Here is a 21,026-nt window from a genome sequence, read left to right on the forward strand (position 1 = left end):
GTTTAAAACCATGTTGTTATTTAAAAATAATTGGCTACGTGCCAATAGTTTTGAAAAGCCTGTTGATAGCGAACTCTATCAACAGCGATTTGATCTTCACCAGCATAACGCATGCGCCAGAGTGAAAGATACTGGGTTAATTTATGATGCAATTAAACTGGCACAGTATAAAAGCCTTAATAAGTGGGCGTGGCAGAAGACCCAAGCCGAAAATCACCCAGCGCTATTAAAGCTTTGTGCCTTTTGGGAATGCTTTCAGGAAGACACCTGTGAACACGAAGCACGTATTCCGTATATACAACTCTTTTTTGGCAATGAGGTTTATACACCGCTGATACCTGACGGTGCAGTAACGCCACTCAAGCTAAATGATGACTCGCTACAGCAAAACTTAAAACATGCCAGCGTAATATTTGGTAATGAATTTCTAGTCACTTATCTTGCTGGGCGGCATGTGACAGCCCGTCAATCAGAAAAAGAGGCTTTGATTTATTACACCGTTCACGATGAACCGTTATTAAAAGAACGGTTAATCTTTAGTGAAATGAATTTGATCGCTTTTGATCAACAAAACCAATTAGCTTGGCAGGTACTTAAAGCATTACATGAATTTCCTAAACGCTTCCCCACATTATGGAAGCGACTAAAAAAACAACATGAGGTGAACTCTTATGAAATCCATTAAAAATTTAAGTCTTGTGTCGAGCTTTTTGGCGCTTTTGTTAGTTAGCAGTATGAGCTTTGCTAACACGGCGCAAATGAATGCGACACTTGCACGTATCAGCACCATTCTCAGTCAAGTGAATCCTTTAATTACGCTGGCAGAGAAGCAGCAAGACCCGAATGCCCGTGTGAAGTTTCAGTTTGATGAGCTTCGACGCGATATCGCTGATATTCAAGCAGGCATCGCACAAGCGGTTAATCGAGTGTCTATTCAGCCGCGTGTCGTACAACCTCTGTCAGGTGACTATTTGCCTGTGTCAGAGGCTGTCTTAAATAAAGAGAAAGTTTTAACAAATGAGGACACCACATCATGACTCCAGCTCAACAACAGGCTTTTTTGATGGGTAGCGGTATCCACGCTCACCATCTTAATTTCATGTTGCGACTAAGCGCTGGGTTACTGATTACCGTTGTGGGCATTTTTATTGTCATTGGCCTGATTAAATTGTTAGAAGATGGCCAAATTCAAGACCGACTGCGGTTTTTACTGTACTTATTCAGCTTGGCTACGGTGCTCATGCTGTTTTTTACCTTTGTCGTCGCTTAGACGCAATTTCTTTCATTTCAATTTTTCAACATAAACCCGTTCACAGAAGTGTTGTCTAGCACGGCTGTGGTGACATTTAACTTTTACCTTCAACTGGAGGCTTTTAGCTATGAAAACTTTACAAATGACAAAAAAAATCTTATCGAAAATCAAAGATAAGTATTACACCTGCATGGCAATGCTCATGCTATTAATGACAGGTTCCGCATTCGCGGCTAACGGTGATGACCCATTCCCTAGTATTCAAGTACAAGATGGTGACGTAGTTAAGGCCGTCGGTACACACATGGAAACCAGCATGAAATACTCAATGATTGGCGGTGGCATCATTATGATGCTTGTCGGTATTGGCGTCATCATGCACCGATTAAGAGAAGATTCTGCTAACAAAGATACAGGTAGCTTTCTTACTACGCTGATAATTTCAGGTCTAGCAATCACGGTGGGTATTATCCTCATTGCTATTGGCTGGGGTGCAGCAAGCTATCAACCACAATCGTAAATCAATTAACGCTACTTATTCAGGAGGGTCGTTGTTATGTATGACGAAACACCCGATATCCTTGCTTCTCGCCTGAATTTTGACGTGATTGCCTTTCGAGGCAATACCCGACAGGAAATGATGCTCATCGGTTTAGTGAGCTTGATTGTTACGGTACTTATTTTAGGTACATTGGCCAAGCTCCTCATTGGCATGTTTCTTGTTGGGTTGGGCGTGAGTTTTCCGGCTGCAATTCCTGTGGGCTGGGCACTCGCCACCATCATGCAAAAACTCAAAGATGGCAAACCTAAAGGTTATGTCAAACAGCAAACCTTACTCTGGCTGGAAAGCCACGGTATTAAACCCGCACCATTTATCCGTTATTCCGGTAAATGGCATGTTCGGAGGAATATCAAATGAAGTTTTTAAACGCGCTTGAACAAGCGCGGTGGCACATTCGCACGCTATGGATTGTGATTATTTTAGCATTTGTCGCTAACGGTTTTGCTATCGTAGGTTGGATGCACTCACAATCTAAAATACAAGTCGAAGTACCGCCGCAAATCCCGGAAAGTGGCTTGACCCTTACACAAGGTGAAGTGCCGAAAACAACCATTTACAGCTTTGCTTATTATGTTTGGCAGTCAGTCAACCACTGGTCAAAAGATGGCATGACCGATTACAAGCAGCAAATTACACAGTTTTCACCATTCTTAACGCCGAGTTTTAAGCTAAAACTCGTACAAGACTATAACAATTTGCTGAATCAAGGTGAGCTGCAAGACCGCATACGCTTAATGCAAGGCATGTCAGGTAGTGAGTATTCACCTAATGACGTTAAATATGTTGGTCATGGCACGTGGATTGTGCATTTAAAAATGCGATTAACGGAAATGATGAACAGCAATGCAAAAGTCGTTAAAGATGTACAGATGGTTTACACCTTAAAAGTGGTTCGTTACAACGTTGATGCAAAACAAAATCCTTGGGGATTAGCGATTGCAGGTTTTGCCGCAAGCCCCGCGCGTCTCAAAACAATCGTTTAACGATGCACTTTATTCATTCATTCTTTTAATTAAAAATAAGCATTGTGAGGTTTCACTATGAACCGCCTTATAAAACCGATTTGTCTGGCTAGCATCCTATTGGCCAGCTTAAGTGCTGCAAACTTTGTTAATGCAGCGCCACTTAATACAGCGAATACTATCACTGCAAATAGCAGTGATGAGCATATTGTTTGGCAACGAGCGCCCATTAAAATAACGCTTCCTGTGGGTAAAGAGCGTTTTGTTTCTTTTCCGAATGAAGTGCAATTTGGATACAACACAAACTTATTGCCGCCCGAAGTAATGCGAGTTGAAAACGATAATCAAACACTTTATTTGTTTGCCAAAAAACCGTTTTCAACCGAAAGAACCGAGGCAAAACTTGCGAGCGGTGAGATTATTCTACTAGATATCAATGCTAAAAAAGCAGCGCCGGATAATCCTGTTGACATTGTACTACCTAAAAAAGAAAACAATGAAACAGCGCAGTCTAATGATCAGGCTAGTCAGTCGAGCGTAAACACTGTGTCACTTACTCGTTATGCGATACAGCGTCTTTACGCCCCACAACGCCTATTAAAGCAGTCAATGCAGATCAGTCGGTTCCCGATGGAAACTGAGCATGTTGTGCCATTATTTTATGACGGCAGTGCAAGTGCTATGCCTTTGGCCAGTTGGCGTGGTGGCAACCTTTATGTCACAGCATTATTAGTCAAAAACTTACTAAAGCAACCCTTAAGACTCGATCCGCGTTTATTGTGTGGTGACTGGAAAGCTGCAAGTTTTTATCCACAAACACAACTAGCCTCTCGCGGTACACCGATTAATAAGGATACAGCAACTTTATTTGTTGTTTCTAACGAGCCTTTTTCGCAAGCAATCGCTAGTTGTTTGCCACAAAGTTAAAACAGCTAGCGCGAGGAAACTATCATGTTTAAAAATTTAAGCAAAACAACCAAGCTTTTTGTCGGGTTAATTGCAGGTGTAGTGGTCATCATGGTTATTGTGATCTCACTATCAGGCAATGAGACACCAGAAAAAAAAGCTGTTAATTATGTAAATGATAGCGCATCGGCTGACAACAAAGTCGAAGCGCTAAAAACAATGACTGCTGATTTAATCAATGTCGAAAACAAGAATAAACAACTCCAACAAAACGTTGAAAGCCTACAGGCCGAGAATAAAAAATCGATAGATAATTTAAAACAGTCGGTTTCTTCTCAGGTGGAGCAAGCACTCAACAAAATACAAGCGCAGAACCAGCAAAAACAGGTTGCGTTTGAAAAACAACTGAAACAAAAAGAAGCTGCGCAAGCACAAGATTATCCTGTTAATGGTAGCAGTAGTGCTAATAATAATGGGAGCTTTATTTGGGTGTCTGATTTATCAAAAATCAATAAAAATACGGATAAACAAGCTGGTGATGACACCAGCTTATTAAGCTTTGGTAAAAATAAAGATGATTCTGGTGACTCATTGCTACATTCTGGCAATGATAACTCAGCAACAACAAATAATAGCGCACAAAAAGCGGATAGCGTAAAACCTATATACACAATCCCTATGAATGCGACGCTAACAGGTGCAACGTTGATGACGCCACTCGTTGGTCGAGTACCTATCAACGGGCAGCTACCATCACCTTATCACTTTAAGCTGGTGCTATCAGGTAACAACTTAACAGCTAACGGCTACCCCATGCCGGGTGTTAAAGGTGCTGTCATGAGCGGCGTTGCCAGCGGTGACATGCTTGGTAGTTGTGCGCGTGGTGATATTCACAGCATGACTTTCATTTTCAATGATGGTCGAATTAGCACCACTACAGCTAAAGGTAGTGATGGTAGTTTGGGTTACATTTCAAGCCAAACGGGAAACCCTTGTATTGCAGGTACATTCCACAGCGATGCGGCCATCTTTTTGGGTGCTCAAATGGGCTTGTCAGCCGCGCAAGGTTACGCTAATGCCATCACCAGCTCCCAGTACATGACATCAACAAATTCAGCCGGTGAAACCATTCACACTTTGATGGGTGATGCCAACAAAGCAGCCATTGGTCAAGGTGGCTCAGCCGCAGCACAAGCGGCACAGACCTGGTGGAACCGTCGGGTACAAAATTCATTCGATTATGTCTATGTGCCTAACGTTAATCCAAAAACAGGTAAACCAATGAAAGTCGTTGTGAACATCAGTAAAGAAATACCCATTAACTACGATAAAAATGCGAGGAAAGTAGACTATGAAACGTCATTACAAAACAACAATACTCTGCTTGATTAGTCTCGTTGGCGCAGTCAGTTTATCTGGCTGTTCCTCAATGATGTCAAGCCGTATGCCTGCTGGCAGCATTTCAATGCAACAATCTTATGATAATGCTATCAACGGTACGGATGGCACAACAGGCGGTGGTACGCTGAAACAAGTGCGTGCCAAGGTCGGTACGCTTAGACAGCAAGCGACTAATTATACGGGTTACACTCGAACGCAAGCGAACGAAATTAACTCTCAATTTCCACAGTTACCCAACCCAAGCGTCGTGATGTATATCTATCCGCACCAAGCAGGGTCAGGTGATAACTTAACCCCTGTACCGGGATACTCAACCGTATTTCCACTGTACACGCATGTTTACTATGCGCTGCCGGGTGAAGTTGATACGCAATAGTAGCCTTTACTTTTAATTTTCACTTATCCCATAAATTTTAAAGGAATCGCTCTATCGAGTGAGGTCATATTATGCCTAATAAAAAAAGACAACAAACAACAAAGCCAACCAATGAGGCGTTAAGTGTTGATAAAGCAAAACGCGCTTATCACTTACCACCCTCAGTTTTGACGCATTTACCGTGGGTTGAGTTTGACGATTCAACCGATACGGTTTTATTACAAGACACAACCGTGGGTGCGGCGTTTGATATTAGTTTAGTTGCAAGCGAAGCGAAGCCTGAGCGGTTTTTGATGCAATTACGCGATGGACTACAAGGGATTTTCCAAGATACGTTCCCACAGTATCGAGATGAAGAATCACCGTGGATTTTGCAATTTTATGTGCAAGATGAAAACTCAATGGCTTATCTCTATCAGTCCATTACTGATTACATTAAACCGACAGCACAAGATAGTCCGTTTAAAGAAACGTATTTAGGCATCATGAAAGACTACTGTGAATGGCTATCTCGCGCAGGTGGGGTTTTTTACGATGATAAAGTCACTGACAGTGATTTTCAGGGTGGACAACGTAAAGTGCGTGTCGTGTTTTATCGTCAATACGATAAAAAAATGACATTACGACGTGGCCGAGCGGCATTGCAAGATTTAAACTTCGTTGCCACAAGTTTTATGTCAAAGCTCAAAGGTGTTGGCATTGAAGCTAAGCGGCTAAATGGTCGTGCTTTTAGAGATTGGCTCATTCGATGGTTCAATCCGAACCCTAGCATAACCAAAGGCAATGTTGATCGTTTGCTTGAGTTAATACCGTATCCTGAAAAGCCCGAAGAACAACCTTTTGGCTATGACTTTGCCGAACAACTCTTTTACTCAGTGCCTGAGTCCAATGAAGAAGATGGTGTTTGGTATTTTGACGAATTGCCACACCGTTATATTGGTATTCAGCATTTAAGCAAAGTCCCTGACGTTGGCCATTTAACACGAGATCGCGCATTCGGTAATTTTCGCTATGGTCTTTTTGATAATTTCCCGGAGGGTGCAACGTTTGTTCTGACTGTGGTGATTCAATCACAAGAAATTGTGAAAAATCACTTAGAACGTATCGAAGAAGGTGCAAGGAAAAGTAATTCGACCGCCGCAACTATTACGTTTGAAGATTGCCAACTGGCTAAAACGGCTATTGAAAAAAGCAATTTTCTTTTTCCGGCTGTAATGGGCGTGTACTTACGTGGTAACGACCTTGAAGATTTAGCCGAAAAAGAAACTGACCTAGAGTCGTTGCTTATTAATAATGGTTTTCATGTCTTAAAAGGCGATCATGATTTAGTGCCGATACACAGCTATTTAAGCAATATGCCTTTTTGTTATAACTACCAGTTTGACAAAAAGAATCTATATCGTAGTGGCTATGTATTCGGTAAACAACTTGCGAACCTATTGCCACTGTATGGTCGTGAGCGTGGTACAAACCATCCACTGCTACAATTTTTAAATCGTGGCGGTGAAAGCTTTTGTACCGATGTATTTAATCCTGACGATAAAGACCAGAATAGCCATTTATTGCTATTAGGCTCAACAGGCTCGGGTAAATCAGCTACGAGCACTGACTTGTTAATCAAAACGATGGGAACCTATCGACCTTATTTGGTGATGGTCGATGCGGGTAATTCCTTTCACCTGCTTAAAGACTTTTTTGCTGAGGAAGGGTTATCGGTTCATCACGTTGCAGTGACATTAGATAATCCGCCGATCTTAAATCCGTTTGTCGATAGTGAAAAAATGCTCGCTCAAATTGATGCGATGAATGGCTCACTATCAAAACAAGCGCTTGAACAGTTAGAGTCGCGTTTAGCCGAAGATTTTGAGGAAGCCGATCATCGTCAAGCGCAAAAAAAGGCAGCACAAGACAACGATGAGGATGCAGTTCAAACACGCGATTACATGGGCGAAATGGCACTTGCCGCGCAGCTCATGATCACAGGTGGTGAGAAGAAAGAGCAAGAAGCGATGACGCGCCAAGATCGTATGTTGATCTTAGATGCACTCGTGCGTGCTGCACGATATGCAAAAGCCGAAGGCTACGATCAAATGCTCCCTGAAGATGTCGTCAAAGCATTGCGTAATATGGCTGTTGAGCTGGAAAAAGCCCAACAAGAACCAGAAAAACAAACAAAACTACGTTTAATGGCCGATAGCATGGCGTTTTTCACAAAAGATACCATTGCCAACTTGGTTTTTAACCAACGCGGTAAAGCATGGCCAAATGCCGATGTTACCTTGTTTGAACAGGGCTTATTCAAAGACGAAGGCTACGAAGCACACAATGCGTTAGCGTTCATGGGTTTGATGAGTCGGACGATGGCCAAAGCGGAAGAACGTCAGTTTGAAGAACGTTTCACGCTCTTTTTCGGTGATGAAATCCATACGATTACCAAAAATTTACTGACGGTGGTGTATTTAACGAAATGCGCCAAGATGTCACGTAAATTTGGGTTATGGTTATGGCTCGCTACGCAAAACGTTGCTGACTTTCCGAAAGAAGCGCGAAAAATCCTCAGTATGATGGAAACTTGGATTTGCTTAGGGATGAGTGAAGCCGAGATGAAATCGGTGGAAGAATTTAGAAAGCTTTCAGAGGAAGAACGCGAACTATTTCGTTCTGTTCGTAAAGCCAGTAGGAAATACGTCGAAGGCGTACTACTTTCAAATAGAGTTAAAGCACTATTTCGTAATGTACCACCGCGTTTAAGTCTTGCATTAGCCATGACAGAAAAACACGAAAAAGCGGAACGCCGACAGCTCATGGAACAGCACAATATTTCAGAACTTGAAGCGGCTAAATTAGTTGCAAAAAGTATGGAATAAAAACTTAATAATAAGCCGGATGAATGTTATCCCCGTCGATTTAACATCAAGTAGCAGATTGATGACTTTTAATCTATTGCGCTACATCCGGCTCATTATTTAGGCATCAAAGCTATCCTATTTTAATTACTACGCTAAGGCAAGTCATTATGCGATTGAATGATCTTACTGGAAAGACATGGGCAAAGTTGTCAAAAAGCACTTGGATTACACAAAGCCTGCTGGCTTGGAGTGAACGAGTACCTTTACAGCTAAATTCTCATTTCATTATTAAAAAACAACGCAAAAAAAGGAGTCGCTATGAGTTATCGAGCACTCGATGAAACACGGGTTAAGCTCATTGAATTATTAACCCGAAAAAACCAATGTGTTTTTGACCCTTTGTTACAGCATGGCGATACACTTAAGGCTGCTTTATTTAGTGAACGTCAGTTTATCGGTATCGGTCAAACACGGGAAGAATGCGATAAAGCAATTGACTATTTAGATCAGCAACAACGCTCTGGCCAATATAATCTGCTTAATCAGCAAAGTGATAATGCGTTTGAACAAATTAACTATGAGAGTGTTGATTTATTATTAACTGAAATACCATTATTTGATTTTAAGTTAGGTGATTTTCATTATCAAAATCAACTGAATGAATTAAATGAATTATTATTTCTTTATGCTGAGAAACTAAAGCCAAAAGCCCATATGGCCTTGATCGTTGCCGACCAACGCTACCAAGGTCAATACTATTGTCGTCATGCAGACATGATTCAATTACTTAATAAGAACGTATTTTTATTACAGGGCTTAATTAACGTCATTCAAGATAGTCAAGCCCTAAAATCATACGGGTATCCCAGCACGTATGTTCCAAACATTATTAACGAATTTGTGATTATCGCACGTAAGCGATAAGAATCATTAACACTTAACTCAGGTGAGCTTATGAACGCATTTAAAAAAATGACTGCGGGCATAGTATTAGGTTTAGCTTGTTTACTGCCGACCTATAGTGCTTTTGCTAGCGATACCATTAACTCTGTCAATGTCATTGAAGGTACACTCAAGGGTGTGCCAAAGTGCATGCATTACAAAATTGTTGGCCTATGTTTTTGGCTTAAATGCTCAACGTTTGAATGTCACGTTGAAACAACGCTAAAAATAGATCAATACCTGCCGGATGCCGTCGTGAGTGTTTACACACAGCACGACAATAACCCGTGGTGGTTTGCCCAACATATTGAAGACCCTGCATTTTATAAAATGGGTCAAATGCAAATGAGTCATTTAAGTGATTTTAAACTGGGTTCAGGTGGCGATGAAAACGATAACTCGCCACGCGATATTAACAACAAATTCCATGAGGTTGATATTATCGGTAATCCTGCACTGGCTATTTTAAGCGGTTATGATGTGATGTTGCCCAGTGCGGCAACGCCTTATACACCTTACTACTCGTCCTTAATGGATGCCTATGCGTGGCGTTTCCCTGCACTAGAGCGATTTTATCCCGGTAGCCTAATTCCAGGCTTGCATGATGTAGGCACATTGGTGATTCATGATTGGGGTTCAGTTTATCCGCGAAACGGTTACGTTAATCAACCCGATGATGCCAAAGCGGCGGCGGTTAATGCACTGAGAGCTTCAACGATTATTACAGCGATTGGGCAGCCACACGTCTATATGCCTCTGTCTAATAGTTGCGGCAGTCATTGTAAAGCGTACCCGGTAAAAGAAAACAGCAAAGATGCACAGTTTCAAATGATTTACCCAAAAACCGAAGATCAATGCACGGTCTTTGGTGGTAGTGATATTACGAGTGCAACACCTTGGGAAGCTGATGCTTCAACAAAAGGACACAACCGCTATGTATGGATACTTTGGCGGCACTATCACGGTTGTATACCCGATCACGGCGCAAAGTATTTGGGTTCAGTTAACTTTTAAATAACACCTTTCCGAACTTACACACGTTTTAGGTTTTTGACTCGTGCCACTGGCACAGGTCACGGATTTCTATTGCTCAAAAAAATAATGATGAGAGGTTTTCCAGATGAAAATAACAGTGAAATTATTACCGTGGGTCATGGCGGCTGGACTTGTTGCTATCAGCTTAACAAGCATCACGGCTTATGCAGACAGCCCTATAAAAGATAACTTAAAAAAGCTGGTTCCCGCTATTAAGAGTGGCATGTACTATAAAATGGGTGGTGGTGATGATATTGCTTTGCCCGCTTTTTTCGATACCAGTTACATTCCGCTCAATGCCGATAGTGATGTTGGCTTGGGGTTTGATTGTGGTATTTTTAATCCTGCAACCTCAATACGTGACTCACTCAATGAAATTAAAAACAGTGCGATGAATGTCGAAAGACAAGTATTGAATGACGCGACAGGTGCAGTAACCGAGTTTCCACTCTATGAGTTATCACGTGCTGACCCCAATCTTTATAACATTATTACCAGCGCGATGGCGGGTGCGCGTGAGGATATTGCCGTTTCAACCAAATCTTGTGAAGTGATGCAGTCTGAAATCGGTGCGGGTCAAAATCCGTATTCTGAATGGGGGCAAATCTCACTCGGCAATCGTTGGACACAAGAGATTGGTACGGCTGAGCTTTCAGGTAAAGGTGATATTAACCAAGCACGAAACAATGTTTCGCAAAGTGCGGGTAAGAACGGGGTGCCTTGGGTAAACCCCGACTTGGCTTCGAGCGTAAACAGTGGTCAAACGTATTATGCTGGTGGTGAAAACCAACCACCGATTCGTGTGATACATGACACAGCGATCTCAGGCTATGATGTGATTCTTAATGACGGCAGTTCAAGTCGTTTAGGTCACAACAGTTTGTTGGGTAACTCACAATCTGAGCTTTCAAAAGTTTTCCCTACCGCTAAAGATGCGGCAGAATGGATTACTAATGTTGTGGGCGACCAAACCATCACCACTTACAATGGCGGTGAAAAAAGCTCGCAACCTGGTGTGGGTTTGTATAGTGATATTCAATATCAAACACAACAAATCTTGCCAAGACTTCAAGGGTTGGTGACAGGTTCGACTCCGTTGACTGTGGAAAATCTAGCCGATTTATCGCCAGAAGGTATGGCATTATCACCTGAAGTGATTCGATCTATCAGGCAACAACCCAAAGTCATTCAAAGTATTATTACTGACAAGTTGGCGCAAAACATTGCAGCGATGACGGTGATTAATAAAGCACGGTTGGCGATGCGAATATTGCAATCAGGCGGCACTATCCCGGCAATCTACAGTAATAAAGCAGCTCAACAAAATATTGAAAATGCTGTTTCACAACTGAAACAAGATGTTCAGGATATTTTGATGTTTATCAAAGCAAGACAAACACTAATGTCTAACATGCTTTCAACGGTTATGCAGGCTGGAACTTCGCAAGAAGATCAAAACACAGCTATTGCTGTACCAAAACCCGATGCACCCATTATGAATAATGGTGCTATTTCAAATCAACAAACAAGCGCTTCTTAAGGAATACGTTGTTTGTTTAATTTTTCAAAAATCAGGGCGCATATCTTTTGCGCCTTGTTTTTTTAATGCCTTTTTATAAGAGGTATTAAAAAAACAACTTTTATTTTAAACATTCATTGAGGTATACCATCATGAGCGTTACAGGTTATCTAGCTTTGTATACGACCTTAATAGGCTGGCAACAATATCAAAATCTATGGAGCCTAATGGTCGGTACAGGGCTAGTTTTTATTCCGTTCATTGGCATTGTGCTAAAAAGTTTTTTAGAACCTTTTGAGTCCCAAGAACCCAAAAGCGCCGCCGTTATTGCATTACGTCGATTAATGATACAAACGATTGGCGCATTATTGATTATCGAGTTTTGCTGTGTACCCACAGTGCCACTTGACCCTCAAGTGTTGCATTATGAACCTGCCTGTGTGGCTAATGCACAGGTGGCAACGCCGGGGCATACAGGCACGACGTATGACAATAAATTTAAAGTACCCACTGGGGTAAAAGTTCCCATCATTTGGTACTTAGTCATGGCGGTCTCTAATGGTTTTACACACGCAGCCAGTGAAGGCTTAAGCTGTTCACCCATTGATTATCAGGCATTACAAGATCAACTGAATTTAAGCAATATTAGCAGTCCAGCACTAAAGAAAGAAACGGTCGAATTTTACAATGACTGCTATATTCCTGCTTACAGTAAATATATGTCTGGTAATTTAAGCGAAAGCCAACAAGGAAGCATAAAGCAAGCGCAAGCCACTTATGGCAAAGATGACATAGGCTGGTTAGGCTCTCAAGCTTTCTTAACGACACCGGGTTTCTACGACTCATTTGCAGCACAAGAACCTATCCCTGGCTTTTTATTTGATGCCGAACGTGATCAATACGAAGGCCAAGTCAGCGATCATTCCAAGTGGGGGCAACCTAACTGTCGAGCTTGGTGGAGCGACCCTGAGAATGGCTTAAATGCCAAACTTGAAAAGGCATTACCACCATCGTATTTACAGGATATTACTCACCTGGGTGATTCAAAAGATTTAGCCGATATAGGTGTTCGAAGCCTTATACAGCATTCATTTGACCCTGGTATGTCTGAGTCAAGCGATATACCACGAGGTTATGAATCGTTGAATGATACGAATGGTTCGCATTGGTATGTACATTTAGCAGGCGAACTTGGTATAGCCAGTCATCAATTTACTTACTACCCGAAACTCTATCTATTGATTAACGCATTACCTGTGATTCAAGCGTTGCTCTTGTTAGCCATCTATGCGCTTCTTGCGATAATGATACCGTTTTCAAGCTATCGCTTGCACTTTATCATCACAGGCTCAGCGATTATCTTTTCGGTAACGTTTTGGTCTTATCTATGGCACTTTGTCAATTACATTAACAATGAGCTAATTGGCGCACTCTATCCGACTGACCCTAATAAAATCATCCCATCATGGCATGAGTTATTACAAGGTGGTAGCGGCTTAGATGCAACTTTGGTGCATTTCATTGTTGGCACAATGTATATTGCACTGCCAATGTTGTTTTTAATCCTATGCTCATGGGCAGGATTAAAAGTGAGTAATGCTATTGCCAACACAGTTGGACAAATGCAGTTACCTGCTAGTGAATCAGGACAGGAAGGCGGCTCAATGGCACGAGATTTTGCCATGAAAGCAATAAAATTTATTGCTACGAAAGGCAAGTAAACTGGACTAATACCAGTTTAGCTTGTCTTCATCGCAATAATCACCTTTGTGATTAGTTTTCATTGTTCGCAAAACTTTTTCTTCATCAGTCAGTGTTCGACTCTTTGATTGGTTTTTTGCAAAACTTTTATCATCTAAAGAATCGACAAAGACTGTACCGACAGCAGCAGCAAAAAAACCTGCTGTCTTGGCGAATAATGGGAAATAATTTTTTAACAAAATCAACAGCAGTGAAAAACAATTGTTGCGCTGAAAAAGTCGTCTTAGTATGACAATGCCTACCGCAACTAACGTAATGGTCAATCCAAGCTGGCTAGTTGCAATTAAATTAACTTTAACTTGTGGTAGCTCTGCAAAGTGTGGAGCTATCCGAGCTAATAGCCAAGCAAAAGCAGTAGCAACAAAAAGTACAAACAGTGCTTTTTTCCATGCAAGCGGCTTTTTAGATAAACCAAATTCTTTACTTAACTTACTTGAAACAGGAATCGAAGCGACAAGCGCAAGCGCTATCGTGATCACGATAAACGGGTTAATGAAATGTAGCCATTGTGTGGCGCTCATTCTCTTTACTTCCTAAAAAACAATAAAGGTGCATTACCATGTCAACACTCTTTAAAATACTCGGCATAACGATTATTGCCTGTTTAGGCTTGTTATTTTTTGGTCATGTCTGTGTGGAGCATAGCTCGGCATCAAAACTATCGCAAGTCCTTGCTCAGTATCACTGGGCACTTAGCCTATGGCGATACGGACTCTACACTTTAGTGCTTATAATATGGCCATATTTTATCGAATTTGTGGGCATAAGGCAAAAGTGGCGGGCTGAAACAATACTTTATTTATCGAATCAACGTCTTAAGCTGTTGGCTTTATTCGCGTTTATCGAAATATTTTTTGTTTATAACCTATTAGGGCATTTATTTGTATGGCTATAGTAACCGTATTCCCCGAATGAATACCGTATTCCCTTTAGTCTCACAACCGGGTAAAAAAACGAAAAAAAATCATTACCCCGAATGAATACCATATTCCCCGAACCAATACCGTATTCCCCTAATACATTGATTAATAATAATTTTTTTGAAAAAAGACTTGCAAAAAAAGACCGAAATCGCTATACTGTGACGGTACTGTTGAAAAATCCAAACAAAGCCTCCTGCCAAAAGCACGAGGCTTTTTTGTTTTTCTTTAAAGATTCACTGTCTAGCGGTTTCATCATATTAACCTTTCGACGAACGACAGTGAGGACACCATGATTTTAATGATTTGTGAGAAACCATCGCAAGCGCGTGATATAGCACGCAATCTAAAAGCAACTGGGCGACAGGATGGATACTTGGAAGGCAACGGCTACCAAATTACTTGGTGTGTGGGGCATTTATTAGAACTTGCACCACCTGAGTATTATCGCCCCGACATCAAACCGTGGCGAATTGAAAAATTACCCGTTGTACCAGATCAATGGAAAATGCTGGTTTCTTCAAGAACAAAAAAACAATTTAACGTAATTAAACAATTACTGAAGAAAGCCGATCACGTTTGCGTCGCATCTGACCCTGATCGTGAAGGTGAAAGCATCGTAAGAGAAATCTTAGATGAATGCCAATATCAGGGAAAAATAGAACGCTTATGGCTATCAGCACTTGATGACAGCTCAATTCAAAAAGCCTTAAACAACATTAAGCCCGGTAAAGAAACTGAAAATCTTTACTATGCAGCAATGGCACGCTCCCGTAGTGATTATGCCATTGGTATGAATTTAACAATGGGCGCTAGCGCTTTATACGGCGTTAATGGTGTTTTATCCATAGGTCGCGTACAAACACCAACGCTAAAATTAGTCGTGGATCGTGACCGTACTATTGAAAATTTTAAACCACAAGACTATTTCGTGTTAAGAGCATTATTTGCAACAAAAGATAATGCAGACTTTTGGACAATGTGGAAAGCACCGGAAGCGGTGCTGGATGATCAAGGGCATTGCCTTAATCAACAGGTCGTTGAGAACGTGGCCGCAAAAGTTGATGAAGAACCCGGCACTGTCACAAGTTTTAAAGAAACGAATAAGAAACAAAAAGCACCACTTTGCTTTTCTCTATCGGCTTTACAAAAAAAAGCCTCTAGCTTATTTGGCTATTCCGCTAAACAGGTGTTAGAAACCGCACAATCACTTTATGAAAAACACAAAGCAACCACGTACCCAAGAACCGATTGCGGTTATTTACCGGAAGATCAGTTTAAAGAAGCAGCAACCATCACTGCCGCACTGAGTCAAATCGATTTTGGCCTGAAAAGTTTAATGGCGCATTGTGAGATTACGTTTAAATCATCGGTTTGGAACGATAAAAAAATCACGGCTCACCATGCCATCATTCCAACAATGAATGAAGGTGTTGATATGAATCAGATGTCAACGGAAGAACTGAAGGTTTACGACTTAATACGACGACAATACCTAGCGCAATTCATGGGTGATTATGAATATCGTCAACGCCAAATTGAAGTTAATTGTGCGGGTGAACTATTTACCGCCACAGGTAATACACCTGTGAAACCTGGCTGGAAGGAAGCGTTTAACAACAATGTGCTCGATGAAGAAACCGAATCCAGTGAAGAAACTGCAAACGCTGTTATACCGGACTTAACCAAAGGTGACGGTGTTAATAATCAAGAAACTAACGTTGAAGCCAAGCAAACCAAGCCACCTGCACGTTTTAGCGAAGGCACACTGATTGAAGCAATGAAAACGGCGGGTAAATTGGTTGATGATGAGACACTTAAAAAAGTGCTTAAAAATAGCAAAGGTATCGGCACAGAGGCTACCCGTGCCAACATCATAGAAGTGTTATTTAAACGAGGTTATTTACAAAGAAAATCAAAACAAGTGTTATCGACTGACAAAGGTCGAGCGCTCATTGATTTAGTACCCGACTTAGTTAAAAATCCCGTCTTAACAGCACAATGGGAGCAGCAGCTTGAACAAATTGCTGAAGGCAAGGGAAAACTGGATGACTTTGTTAATGCCCAAATAACACTGCTAAAAGAAATGTTAGCGCAACTACAAAATGAAGGCACAAAAAAGCAAGCCGCTACACTGCAACTTCAATCTGAAACACACAATGGCACAGTCTATTTGTGCCCAAAATGTGAATCACCTTTGAGGCGATTGAAAAGTAAAAAAGGTAAATTCTTTTGGGGTTGTAGCCAATACCCAACCTGTGACTTCACGACTTGGGAGCGCAGCGGTAAACCGAGTCTTTAATAAATAAAAATAAGGTGAATAACATGATGAACCCGATATTATTTCGATTGGTTTTTGCCATTCTATTTGTATTCAGCATTAAGCTTTGCTTTGCAGCGCCTGTCACAGGCAATCCACATGGATGTGTAACACTCGTTGAGTATTTTGATTATGAGTGTCCTCATTGCCGCCGCATGGAGTCTGTTATTGAGCAATTAGAAAAACAAAACCCCAATTTAAAAGTGGTTCATCGTGTGACACCTTTACTGACACCTGCGTCTCGTGGTGTAGCGAGTTTTGCGCTAGCTGCGCAAACAGAAAACCAATGGCAAGCCGAGCATCAACGCCTTATGTTTTTACAGGAAGCACCAACGTTAAATGATGCTAAAACGATTGCAACGCAATTAGGTTTAAACACACAAGCGATGTTTAATAAAATGCAAACAGCCGCTATTCAGCAGCAAATTAATCAAAACATTCAGCTAGTCGAAAAACATGCCGTGCAAGGTGGTATTTATTTACCTGTATTAGTCTTTAGGGAATCTAATGGCCGAGGCCAAACCATTACACTGACAGGTGAACAACCTTACCAACTACTTGCCGCCATTGTAAAACAGTTAGGTGTTCAAGGTGGCCAATATGTTCAACAAGAAAAAACAAAACAAAAGCAATGAAAGGCTTGAAACATTGGCTACCACTTCTGAGGGTTCTTTGGTTTTAAAAAAATACTTAAACCAAATTCAGCAGCTCTCTGGCGTGACGCAAGCTGACTTTAAGCTGCTTTATGAGCAAAGTATCACACGATATTTTGATTATCTCAGCGAGCCTAACCAACCAGTTGAATCAGAATTGCTAGTAAATAAACTAAACCCCGTCGTTTTAGCACTAAAGCGGCGACGAGGTTATTTATTACCGCTGGGTGCGGATAGTGAAGTCATTTTTAGAGAGCGTGAGGAATGGACATTTTCCGTATTCAGCGCTGCATTGCTCAATCAATGCAGCAGCACGGTTCGGCAAAGCTTAGCAAAAGCGCTTTTACCCAAACAAGGCTACGACTGGTTACAGCGTAACGAGCGTTTATTTGCGTTATGGTCAGCTTACTTAGATAGTAACAGTGCAAATAATATCTTTTCTGAGATTGTTGAAGAAGACCCTGCTGTAGTGCCTGAAATAAGTTTGCCACAAGAACAAAAAACGCAAGTATCAGCAGAGTTAGCGATACAAAAAGCAACGATTACTGAGCCTGCTGTTTCTACGCAGGAAGAAGGCAAAGAAGAAAAAATTAAAAGCTCAGAGAAATATGCGCTACCGAACGATATTAAAGCCATTAAGGAAATAAATTTAAGCACGCTCAATACGCCAAGTGCGAAAGCGAATGAGACACCACAAGTTTCAAGCGAAGCACAACAAGATGTGCCAAAGTTTGAAGCCGCTACTTTTTGGAATTGGTTGAAGAAATCATTATTAGAAGAACAGATCGATATTAATCAGCCTGAGAGTATTGTTCAAAGTATCAAAGAAGGTTTGCTTATTTGTATCCCCGAAGCAGTCGATGCTTTTATACAAGAAAAAGCCAAGCAACGTGGCTTTTCAGCCGATCATGCCATTTGGTTACAACGGCCTGGACTCACGAAAAAAATTAAAAAGCATGAAAAGTTGATAAAAAACGAACAAGGCTCACGTATCCATACTTATTACTGGGGTCGATGGGAAGATCGAAATACATTATCCGGTATTGTTATTAGTGCCAGTGATTTACTTGGCAACAACAAAACAATACCCATCAATGAAAACCTATCGATTGATTTATTAAATACTTAAGAAAAATGATTAACTATAAAGAGGTGATCTATTATGTCACAAGCGAATGACACTCAATTGTCGATTGAGACGAAACCACAACAAAATAATTCATCACTTAAAAAGCCAGCAAGATTGACAGGTAATGTGAAACTGACTTTGCATACCAGTGCTGCACAACAGCTTTTTATTGGTACAAAAGAAGGCAGAAAACGCACCACCGATCTATTACAGTTTGGTGGAAGAATGACAGAAATCTGGCTCGCTGCAAAAAAAGATAACCCTTACGCAGACTGGTTTCTATTACGCGCCTATGACAGATTAGCAAAAGTTCGACAGCAACTACTTGCTGCTGTCAGTCAATACCGTCAACAGCTTGAATCAGCAAACCAAAAAAATCGTTTGGACGTTGAGCTGTTTACTTCAAGTAAACCGTCAAGTCATCCTTTACGGTTTGGCACGCAATATGGTTTTTTAGGTGGCAGTCTTATTGCTGATTATGACGAGCTTATGCGAATACTCTTAACAGCAAGACAAATCGGTATTTTATTCGATGAGCCTTACAGTGTCATTCAACAAGCATGGAAGAAGCAGATCATTGAGTTATTTAGACTACCTTTTCAGTGGGCAGCATTTTCGGTGACTCGGCTTGACGTAGAAAAAAACAATGACAATGCCAAAGCTGCTGAAGCAAAGATGGGTAAATTACCAAAAGATGTGATAGAGGCTAAGATACGCTCGCCATTTGCACCGATCATTATTCCAGCTCAAGAAGCAACTGACCAAGCAACATCGGAGGATAAGAAAGACAACCCACAATCAACTAAAAACAATGATAAAAAAAACCAAGAACAATCTGAACCAGCTCCTAAATTAAACCAATCAGATTGATCTTGTCATCGTGCTCTCAACCGATGCTAACGTTGAGAGAGTTAAGCTAGGCGTGAAAACTTAACCATGATAAGTAAATCATGCGCCATTGTGATACAAGGCTATAAAAAATAAATGTCTTGTATTGTTTAGCGGTCATTTCATTTTGAAATGACCTAAGTCAATGACCCTGGTGGGAAAATGCCAACCCCACCAGGGCTGTGTTGTTTTCCTGCTGCGATTTCTTTTGCAAAAGGAGAATGACATGAAAAATGTGAAGCTACGCTTTTATGCTTGTCGAAATGATCAAAAGGTACGTTCTTTTGATATTGATACTGAGCATTTAAGTCGTTTAATGAAAAGCACTCAAACGTTTTATTTGATTGAGCATTACGCTAAGCGAATCAATAAAAATACGGGGGCTTATCTTTACTTTACACCGCAACAAGCAAGAACTCTGGCTATTGTAGCGCTCGCTGAGGCGAACAGCACAAGAAGCCGTGGCTTGCGGTATTTACTCGCATGCTTTATGGGTTTTTTAAAAAACTCTGGTGGGTTTGTTTTAGGCGATAGCGATACGCTACCGTTAGAACCAAGACGAACACACTGAGTAACATTTGTTGCGTTGACTACACCCTCTATCGGCCAGCACTGTCTGGCCGATTTTTAATCTGTGGTGTACTCAAGCTAGCACTTTAAATTAAGTGCTAATTTGAGTGCATCTATTTATGCACTCATTACGGTTTAATGATTTCAACGTGTCGTGACCACAACGACCAAAAAATCTGTGGTGCGCAGGCTCGGTATGAAAACCTGCTCGTTTAGTTTCGGCTAAACGATACCAATGTGTTCAGTGATAAAGACCTTGGTTTTTATAATTGAATGTTCCAATAAACCGCTACTGTCATTTTGATAGTAGCTTTTTTAGTAACCCCAATGGGAATAATGTTTATTCCCTTGGGAATGCTCGTTGTTCTCTTTGGGTTTTTTTAAACTTTAAAGGAGAACGACAATGAGCGTTAAATCTAAAAATGTAAAACGTGCTAGTTATAGCTTTAACCCTGAGTATGGCTTTTCAGGTAACTTAGCAACTGAGCCAGAGTTCAATACAACGAACGATGGTCAAGAATATGCTTTGTTAGTTGTGTATTGCGCTAGAATGCAAAAATCTGACGGTAATAAAAAATTTAAACGCCGTGAGAAACGATCTAGTGATGATAAAAAGCTTGATCTCATTGCTAACGTGAAAGTTTATGATGAAGAATTGCTTGAAGCAGTCGAAGACCTTGAAAAAGGTATGTTAATAAACTTTATGCCAGATAGTCTGGTTTTCACGTTTCATGTGGATGAAGAAACTGGCGAAGTTCGCCATAAAGCTCACGTAACGGCTAACGATATCGAAGTTAGACACGTACCTAAAGCGAAAAATGCAGACGAGGATTCAGAAGCTGACGCAGATGAATACGAGGATGCAGAAGAAGAAGTGAGAAAACCAAGACGTAAAAGTAACGATAGAAAATCAGCTTCTCGTGCAAAAAGGTCACGAGTCAGCCGAAAAAAGTAACTTTTCCTGACAGGTTATCCGCTTTT

General features: G+C 41.1%; 22 protein-coding genes. 21 read left to right on the forward strand and 1 reads right to left on the reverse strand.

Features of this window, described 5'->3' with window-relative positions; all coding sequences use genetic code 11:
• Window positions 1–10 precede the first annotated feature (10 nt).
• The 14 genes from COV52_01875 to COV52_01940 all read left to right on the forward strand — a co-directional run bounded on the left by COV52_01875 (window position 11) and on the right by COV52_01940 (window position 13,525).
• On the forward strand, window positions 11–685 hold the full coding sequence (locus tag COV52_01875; protein PIR11863.1) for a hypothetical protein: 675 nt from the start codon (window positions 11–13) through the stop codon (window positions 683–685).
• Window positions 672–1,037, forward strand: a complete 366-nt coding sequence (locus tag COV52_01880; protein PIR11864.1) for a hypothetical protein — start codon at window positions 672–674, stop codon at window positions 1,035–1,037. Before COV52_01875 ends, COV52_01880 begins: the two co-directional genes overlap by 14 nt.
• A complete protein-coding gene (locus COV52_01885) occupies window positions 1,034–1,270 on the forward strand; it encodes a hypothetical protein (protein PIR11865.1) in 237 nt (78 codons plus the stop codon). The genes COV52_01880 and COV52_01885 overlap by 4 nt, the downstream gene beginning before the upstream one ends.
• 109 nt (window positions 1,271–1,379) lie before the next feature.
• Entirely contained in the window at window positions 1,380–1,772 is a 393-nt protein-coding gene (locus COV52_01890; GenBank protein PIR11866.1) for a hypothetical protein, read from the forward strand.
• A 36-nt stretch (window positions 1,773–1,808) separates the two neighbouring features.
• Complete coding sequence (locus COV52_01895; GenBank protein ID PIR11867.1) at window positions 1,809–2,171, forward strand: hypothetical protein; 363 nt, start codon at window positions 1,809–1,811, stop codon at window positions 2,169–2,171.
• A complete protein-coding gene (locus tag COV52_01900; protein ID PIR11868.1) occupies window positions 2,144–2,797 on the forward strand; it encodes a TIGR03746 family integrating conjugative element protein in 654 nt (217 codons plus the stop codon). Before COV52_01895 ends, COV52_01900 begins: the two co-directional genes overlap by 28 nt.
• 57 nt (window positions 2,798–2,854) lie before the next feature.
• On the forward strand, window positions 2,855–3,703 hold the full coding sequence (locus COV52_01905) for a TIGR03749 family integrating conjugative element protein (protein ID PIR11869.1): 849 nt from the start codon (window positions 2,855–2,857) through the stop codon (window positions 3,701–3,703).
• Window positions 3,704–3,727: 24 nt separating this feature from the next.
• Window positions 3,728–5,074: a TIGR03752 family integrating conjugative element protein gene (locus tag COV52_01910; GenBank protein PIR11870.1), complete on the forward strand. Its 1,347-nt coding sequence runs from the start codon at window positions 3,728–3,730 to the stop codon at window positions 5,072–5,074.
• On the forward strand, window positions 5,034–5,459 hold the full coding sequence (locus COV52_01915) for a TIGR03751 family conjugal transfer lipoprotein (GenBank protein ID PIR11871.1): 426 nt from the start codon (window positions 5,034–5,036) through the stop codon (window positions 5,457–5,459). Before COV52_01910 ends, COV52_01915 begins: the two co-directional genes overlap by 41 nt.
• A 71-nt stretch (window positions 5,460–5,530) precedes the next feature.
• Window positions 5,531–8,326, forward strand: a complete 2,796-nt coding sequence (locus tag COV52_01920) for a conjugative transfer ATPase (GenBank protein PIR11872.1) — start codon at window positions 5,531–5,533, stop codon at window positions 8,324–8,326.
• Window positions 8,327–8,626: 300 nt separating this feature from the next.
• Window positions 8,627–9,232 (forward strand): hypothetical protein, encoded by a 606-nt coding sequence (locus COV52_01925; protein PIR11873.1) that lies wholly within the window; start codon window positions 8,627–8,629, stop codon window positions 9,230–9,232.
• 30 nt (window positions 9,233–9,262) lie between these two features.
• On the forward strand, window positions 9,263–10,264 hold the full coding sequence (locus COV52_01930) for a TIGR03756 family integrating conjugative element protein (GenBank protein ID PIR11874.1): 1,002 nt from the start codon (window positions 9,263–9,265) through the stop codon (window positions 10,262–10,264).
• A gap of 106 nt (window positions 10,265–10,370) precedes the next feature.
• The gene (locus COV52_01935) at window positions 10,371–11,825 is read left to right on the forward strand and encodes an integrating conjugative element protein (GenBank protein ID PIR11875.1); all 1,455 of its coding nucleotides are present in this window, start codon (window positions 10,371–10,373) and stop codon (window positions 11,823–11,825) included.
• A gap of 131 nt (window positions 11,826–11,956) precedes the next feature.
• Entirely contained in the window at window positions 11,957–13,525 is a 1,569-nt protein-coding gene (locus COV52_01940; GenBank protein PIR11876.1) for a hypothetical protein, read from the forward strand.
• A 6-nt stretch (window positions 13,526–13,531) separates the two neighbouring features.
• On the opposite strand, the gene COV52_01945 is transcribed toward COV52_01940, so the two are convergent.
• Window positions 13,532–14,086 carry a hypothetical protein gene (locus tag COV52_01945; protein ID PIR11877.1) on the reverse strand — a complete coding sequence of 185 codons (555 nt, stop codon included), beginning with the start codon at window positions 14,084–14,086 and terminating at the stop codon, window positions 13,532–13,534.
• Between the two features lie 38 nt (window positions 14,087–14,124).
• Here COV52_01945 and COV52_01950 point away from each other — a divergent pair, with 38 nt between their 5' ends.
• From COV52_01950 to COV52_01980, 7 genes are all read left to right on the forward strand, one after another.
• Window positions 14,125–14,460, forward strand: a complete 336-nt coding sequence (locus COV52_01950; GenBank protein ID PIR11878.1) for a hypothetical protein — start codon at window positions 14,125–14,127, stop codon at window positions 14,458–14,460.
• 317 nt (window positions 14,461–14,777) lie between these two features.
• Window positions 14,778–16,787: a hypothetical protein gene (locus tag COV52_01955; protein PIR11879.1), complete on the forward strand. Its 2,010-nt coding sequence runs from the start codon at window positions 14,778–14,780 to the stop codon at window positions 16,785–16,787.
• A gap of 23 nt (window positions 16,788–16,810) precedes the next feature.
• Window positions 16,811–17,440: a hypothetical protein gene (locus COV52_01960; GenBank protein PIR11880.1), complete on the forward strand. Its 630-nt coding sequence runs from the start codon at window positions 16,811–16,813 to the stop codon at window positions 17,438–17,440.
• Window positions 17,406–18,587 (forward strand): hypothetical protein, encoded by a 1,182-nt coding sequence (locus COV52_01965; protein PIR11881.1) that lies wholly within the window; start codon window positions 17,406–17,408, stop codon window positions 18,585–18,587. Before COV52_01960 ends, COV52_01965 begins: the two co-directional genes overlap by 35 nt.
• Window positions 18,588–18,620: 33 nt before the next feature.
• Window positions 18,621–19,457 carry a TIGR03761 family integrating conjugative element protein gene (locus COV52_01970; GenBank protein PIR11882.1) on the forward strand — a complete coding sequence of 279 codons (837 nt, stop codon included), beginning with the start codon at window positions 18,621–18,623 and terminating at the stop codon, window positions 19,455–19,457.
• Between the two features lie 244 nt (window positions 19,458–19,701).
• A complete protein-coding gene (locus COV52_01975; protein ID PIR11883.1) occupies window positions 19,702–20,046 on the forward strand; it encodes a hypothetical protein in 345 nt (114 codons plus the stop codon).
• A 402-nt stretch (window positions 20,047–20,448) separates the two neighbouring features.
• Window positions 20,449–21,000, forward strand: coding sequence for a hypothetical protein (locus COV52_01980; protein ID PIR11884.1), 552 nt, complete (start codon window positions 20,449–20,451; stop codon window positions 20,998–21,000).
• Window positions 21,001–21,026: the final 26 nt, after the last annotated feature.

The sequence above is a fragment of the Gammaproteobacteria bacterium CG11_big_fil_rev_8_21_14_0_20_46_22 genome (assembly GCA_002796245.1).
Taxonomy (GTDB): Bacteria; Pseudomonadota; Gammaproteobacteria; order UBA12402; family UBA12402; genus 1-14-0-20-46-22.

Bases quoted from the DNA above. Each gene is read 5' to 3' on its own strand.
- COV52_01875 (PIR11863.1), top strand. From the start codon at position 11: ATGTTGTTATTTAAAAATAATTGGCTACGTGCCAATAGTTTTGAAAAG.
- COV52_01880 (PIR11864.1), top strand. From the start codon at position 672: ATGAAATCCATTAAAAATTTAAGTCTTGTGTCGAGCTTTTTGGCGCTT.
- COV52_01885 (PIR11865.1), top strand. From the start codon at position 1,034: ATGACTCCAGCTCAACAACAGGCTTTTTTGATGGGTAGCGGTATCCAC.
- COV52_01890 (PIR11866.1), top strand. From the start codon at position 1,380: ATGAAAACTTTACAAATGACAAAAAAAATCTTATCGAAAATCAAAGAT.
- COV52_01895 (PIR11867.1), top strand. From the start codon at position 1,809: ATGTATGACGAAACACCCGATATCCTTGCTTCTCGCCTGAATTTTGAC.
- COV52_01900 (PIR11868.1), top strand. From the start codon at position 2,144: ATGGCATGTTCGGAGGAATATCAAATGAAGTTTTTAAACGCGCTTGAA.
- COV52_01905 (PIR11869.1), top strand. From the start codon at position 2,855: ATGAACCGCCTTATAAAACCGATTTGTCTGGCTAGCATCCTATTGGCC.
- COV52_01910 (PIR11870.1), top strand. From the start codon at position 3,728: ATGTTTAAAAATTTAAGCAAAACAACCAAGCTTTTTGTCGGGTTAATT.
- COV52_01915 (PIR11871.1), top strand. From the start codon at position 5,034: ATGAAACGTCATTACAAAACAACAATACTCTGCTTGATTAGTCTCGTT.
- COV52_01920 (PIR11872.1), top strand. From the start codon at position 5,531: ATGCCTAATAAAAAAAGACAACAAACAACAAAGCCAACCAATGAGGCG.
- COV52_01925 (PIR11873.1), top strand. From the start codon at position 8,627: ATGAGTTATCGAGCACTCGATGAAACACGGGTTAAGCTCATTGAATTA.
- COV52_01930 (PIR11874.1), top strand. From the start codon at position 9,263: ATGAACGCATTTAAAAAAATGACTGCGGGCATAGTATTAGGTTTAGCT.
- COV52_01935 (PIR11875.1), top strand. From the start codon at position 10,371: ATGAAAATAACAGTGAAATTATTACCGTGGGTCATGGCGGCTGGACTT.
- COV52_01940 (PIR11876.1), top strand. From the start codon at position 11,957: ATGAGCGTTACAGGTTATCTAGCTTTGTATACGACCTTAATAGGCTGG.
- COV52_01945 (PIR11877.1), bottom strand. From the start codon at position 14,086: ATGAGCGCCACACAATGGCTACATTTCATTAACCCGTTTATCGTGATC.
- COV52_01950 (PIR11878.1), top strand. From the start codon at position 14,125: ATGTCAACACTCTTTAAAATACTCGGCATAACGATTATTGCCTGTTTA.
- COV52_01955 (PIR11879.1), top strand. From the start codon at position 14,778: ATGATTTTAATGATTTGTGAGAAACCATCGCAAGCGCGTGATATAGCA.
- COV52_01960 (PIR11880.1), top strand. From the start codon at position 16,811: ATGATGAACCCGATATTATTTCGATTGGTTTTTGCCATTCTATTTGTA.
- COV52_01965 (PIR11881.1), top strand. From the start codon at position 17,406: ATGTTCAACAAGAAAAAACAAAACAAAAGCAATGAAAGGCTTGAAACA.
- COV52_01970 (PIR11882.1), top strand. From the start codon at position 18,621: ATGTCACAAGCGAATGACACTCAATTGTCGATTGAGACGAAACCACAA.
- COV52_01975 (PIR11883.1), top strand. From the start codon at position 19,702: ATGAAAAATGTGAAGCTACGCTTTTATGCTTGTCGAAATGATCAAAAG.
- COV52_01980 (PIR11884.1), top strand. From the start codon at position 20,449: ATGAGCGTTAAATCTAAAAATGTAAAACGTGCTAGTTATAGCTTTAAC.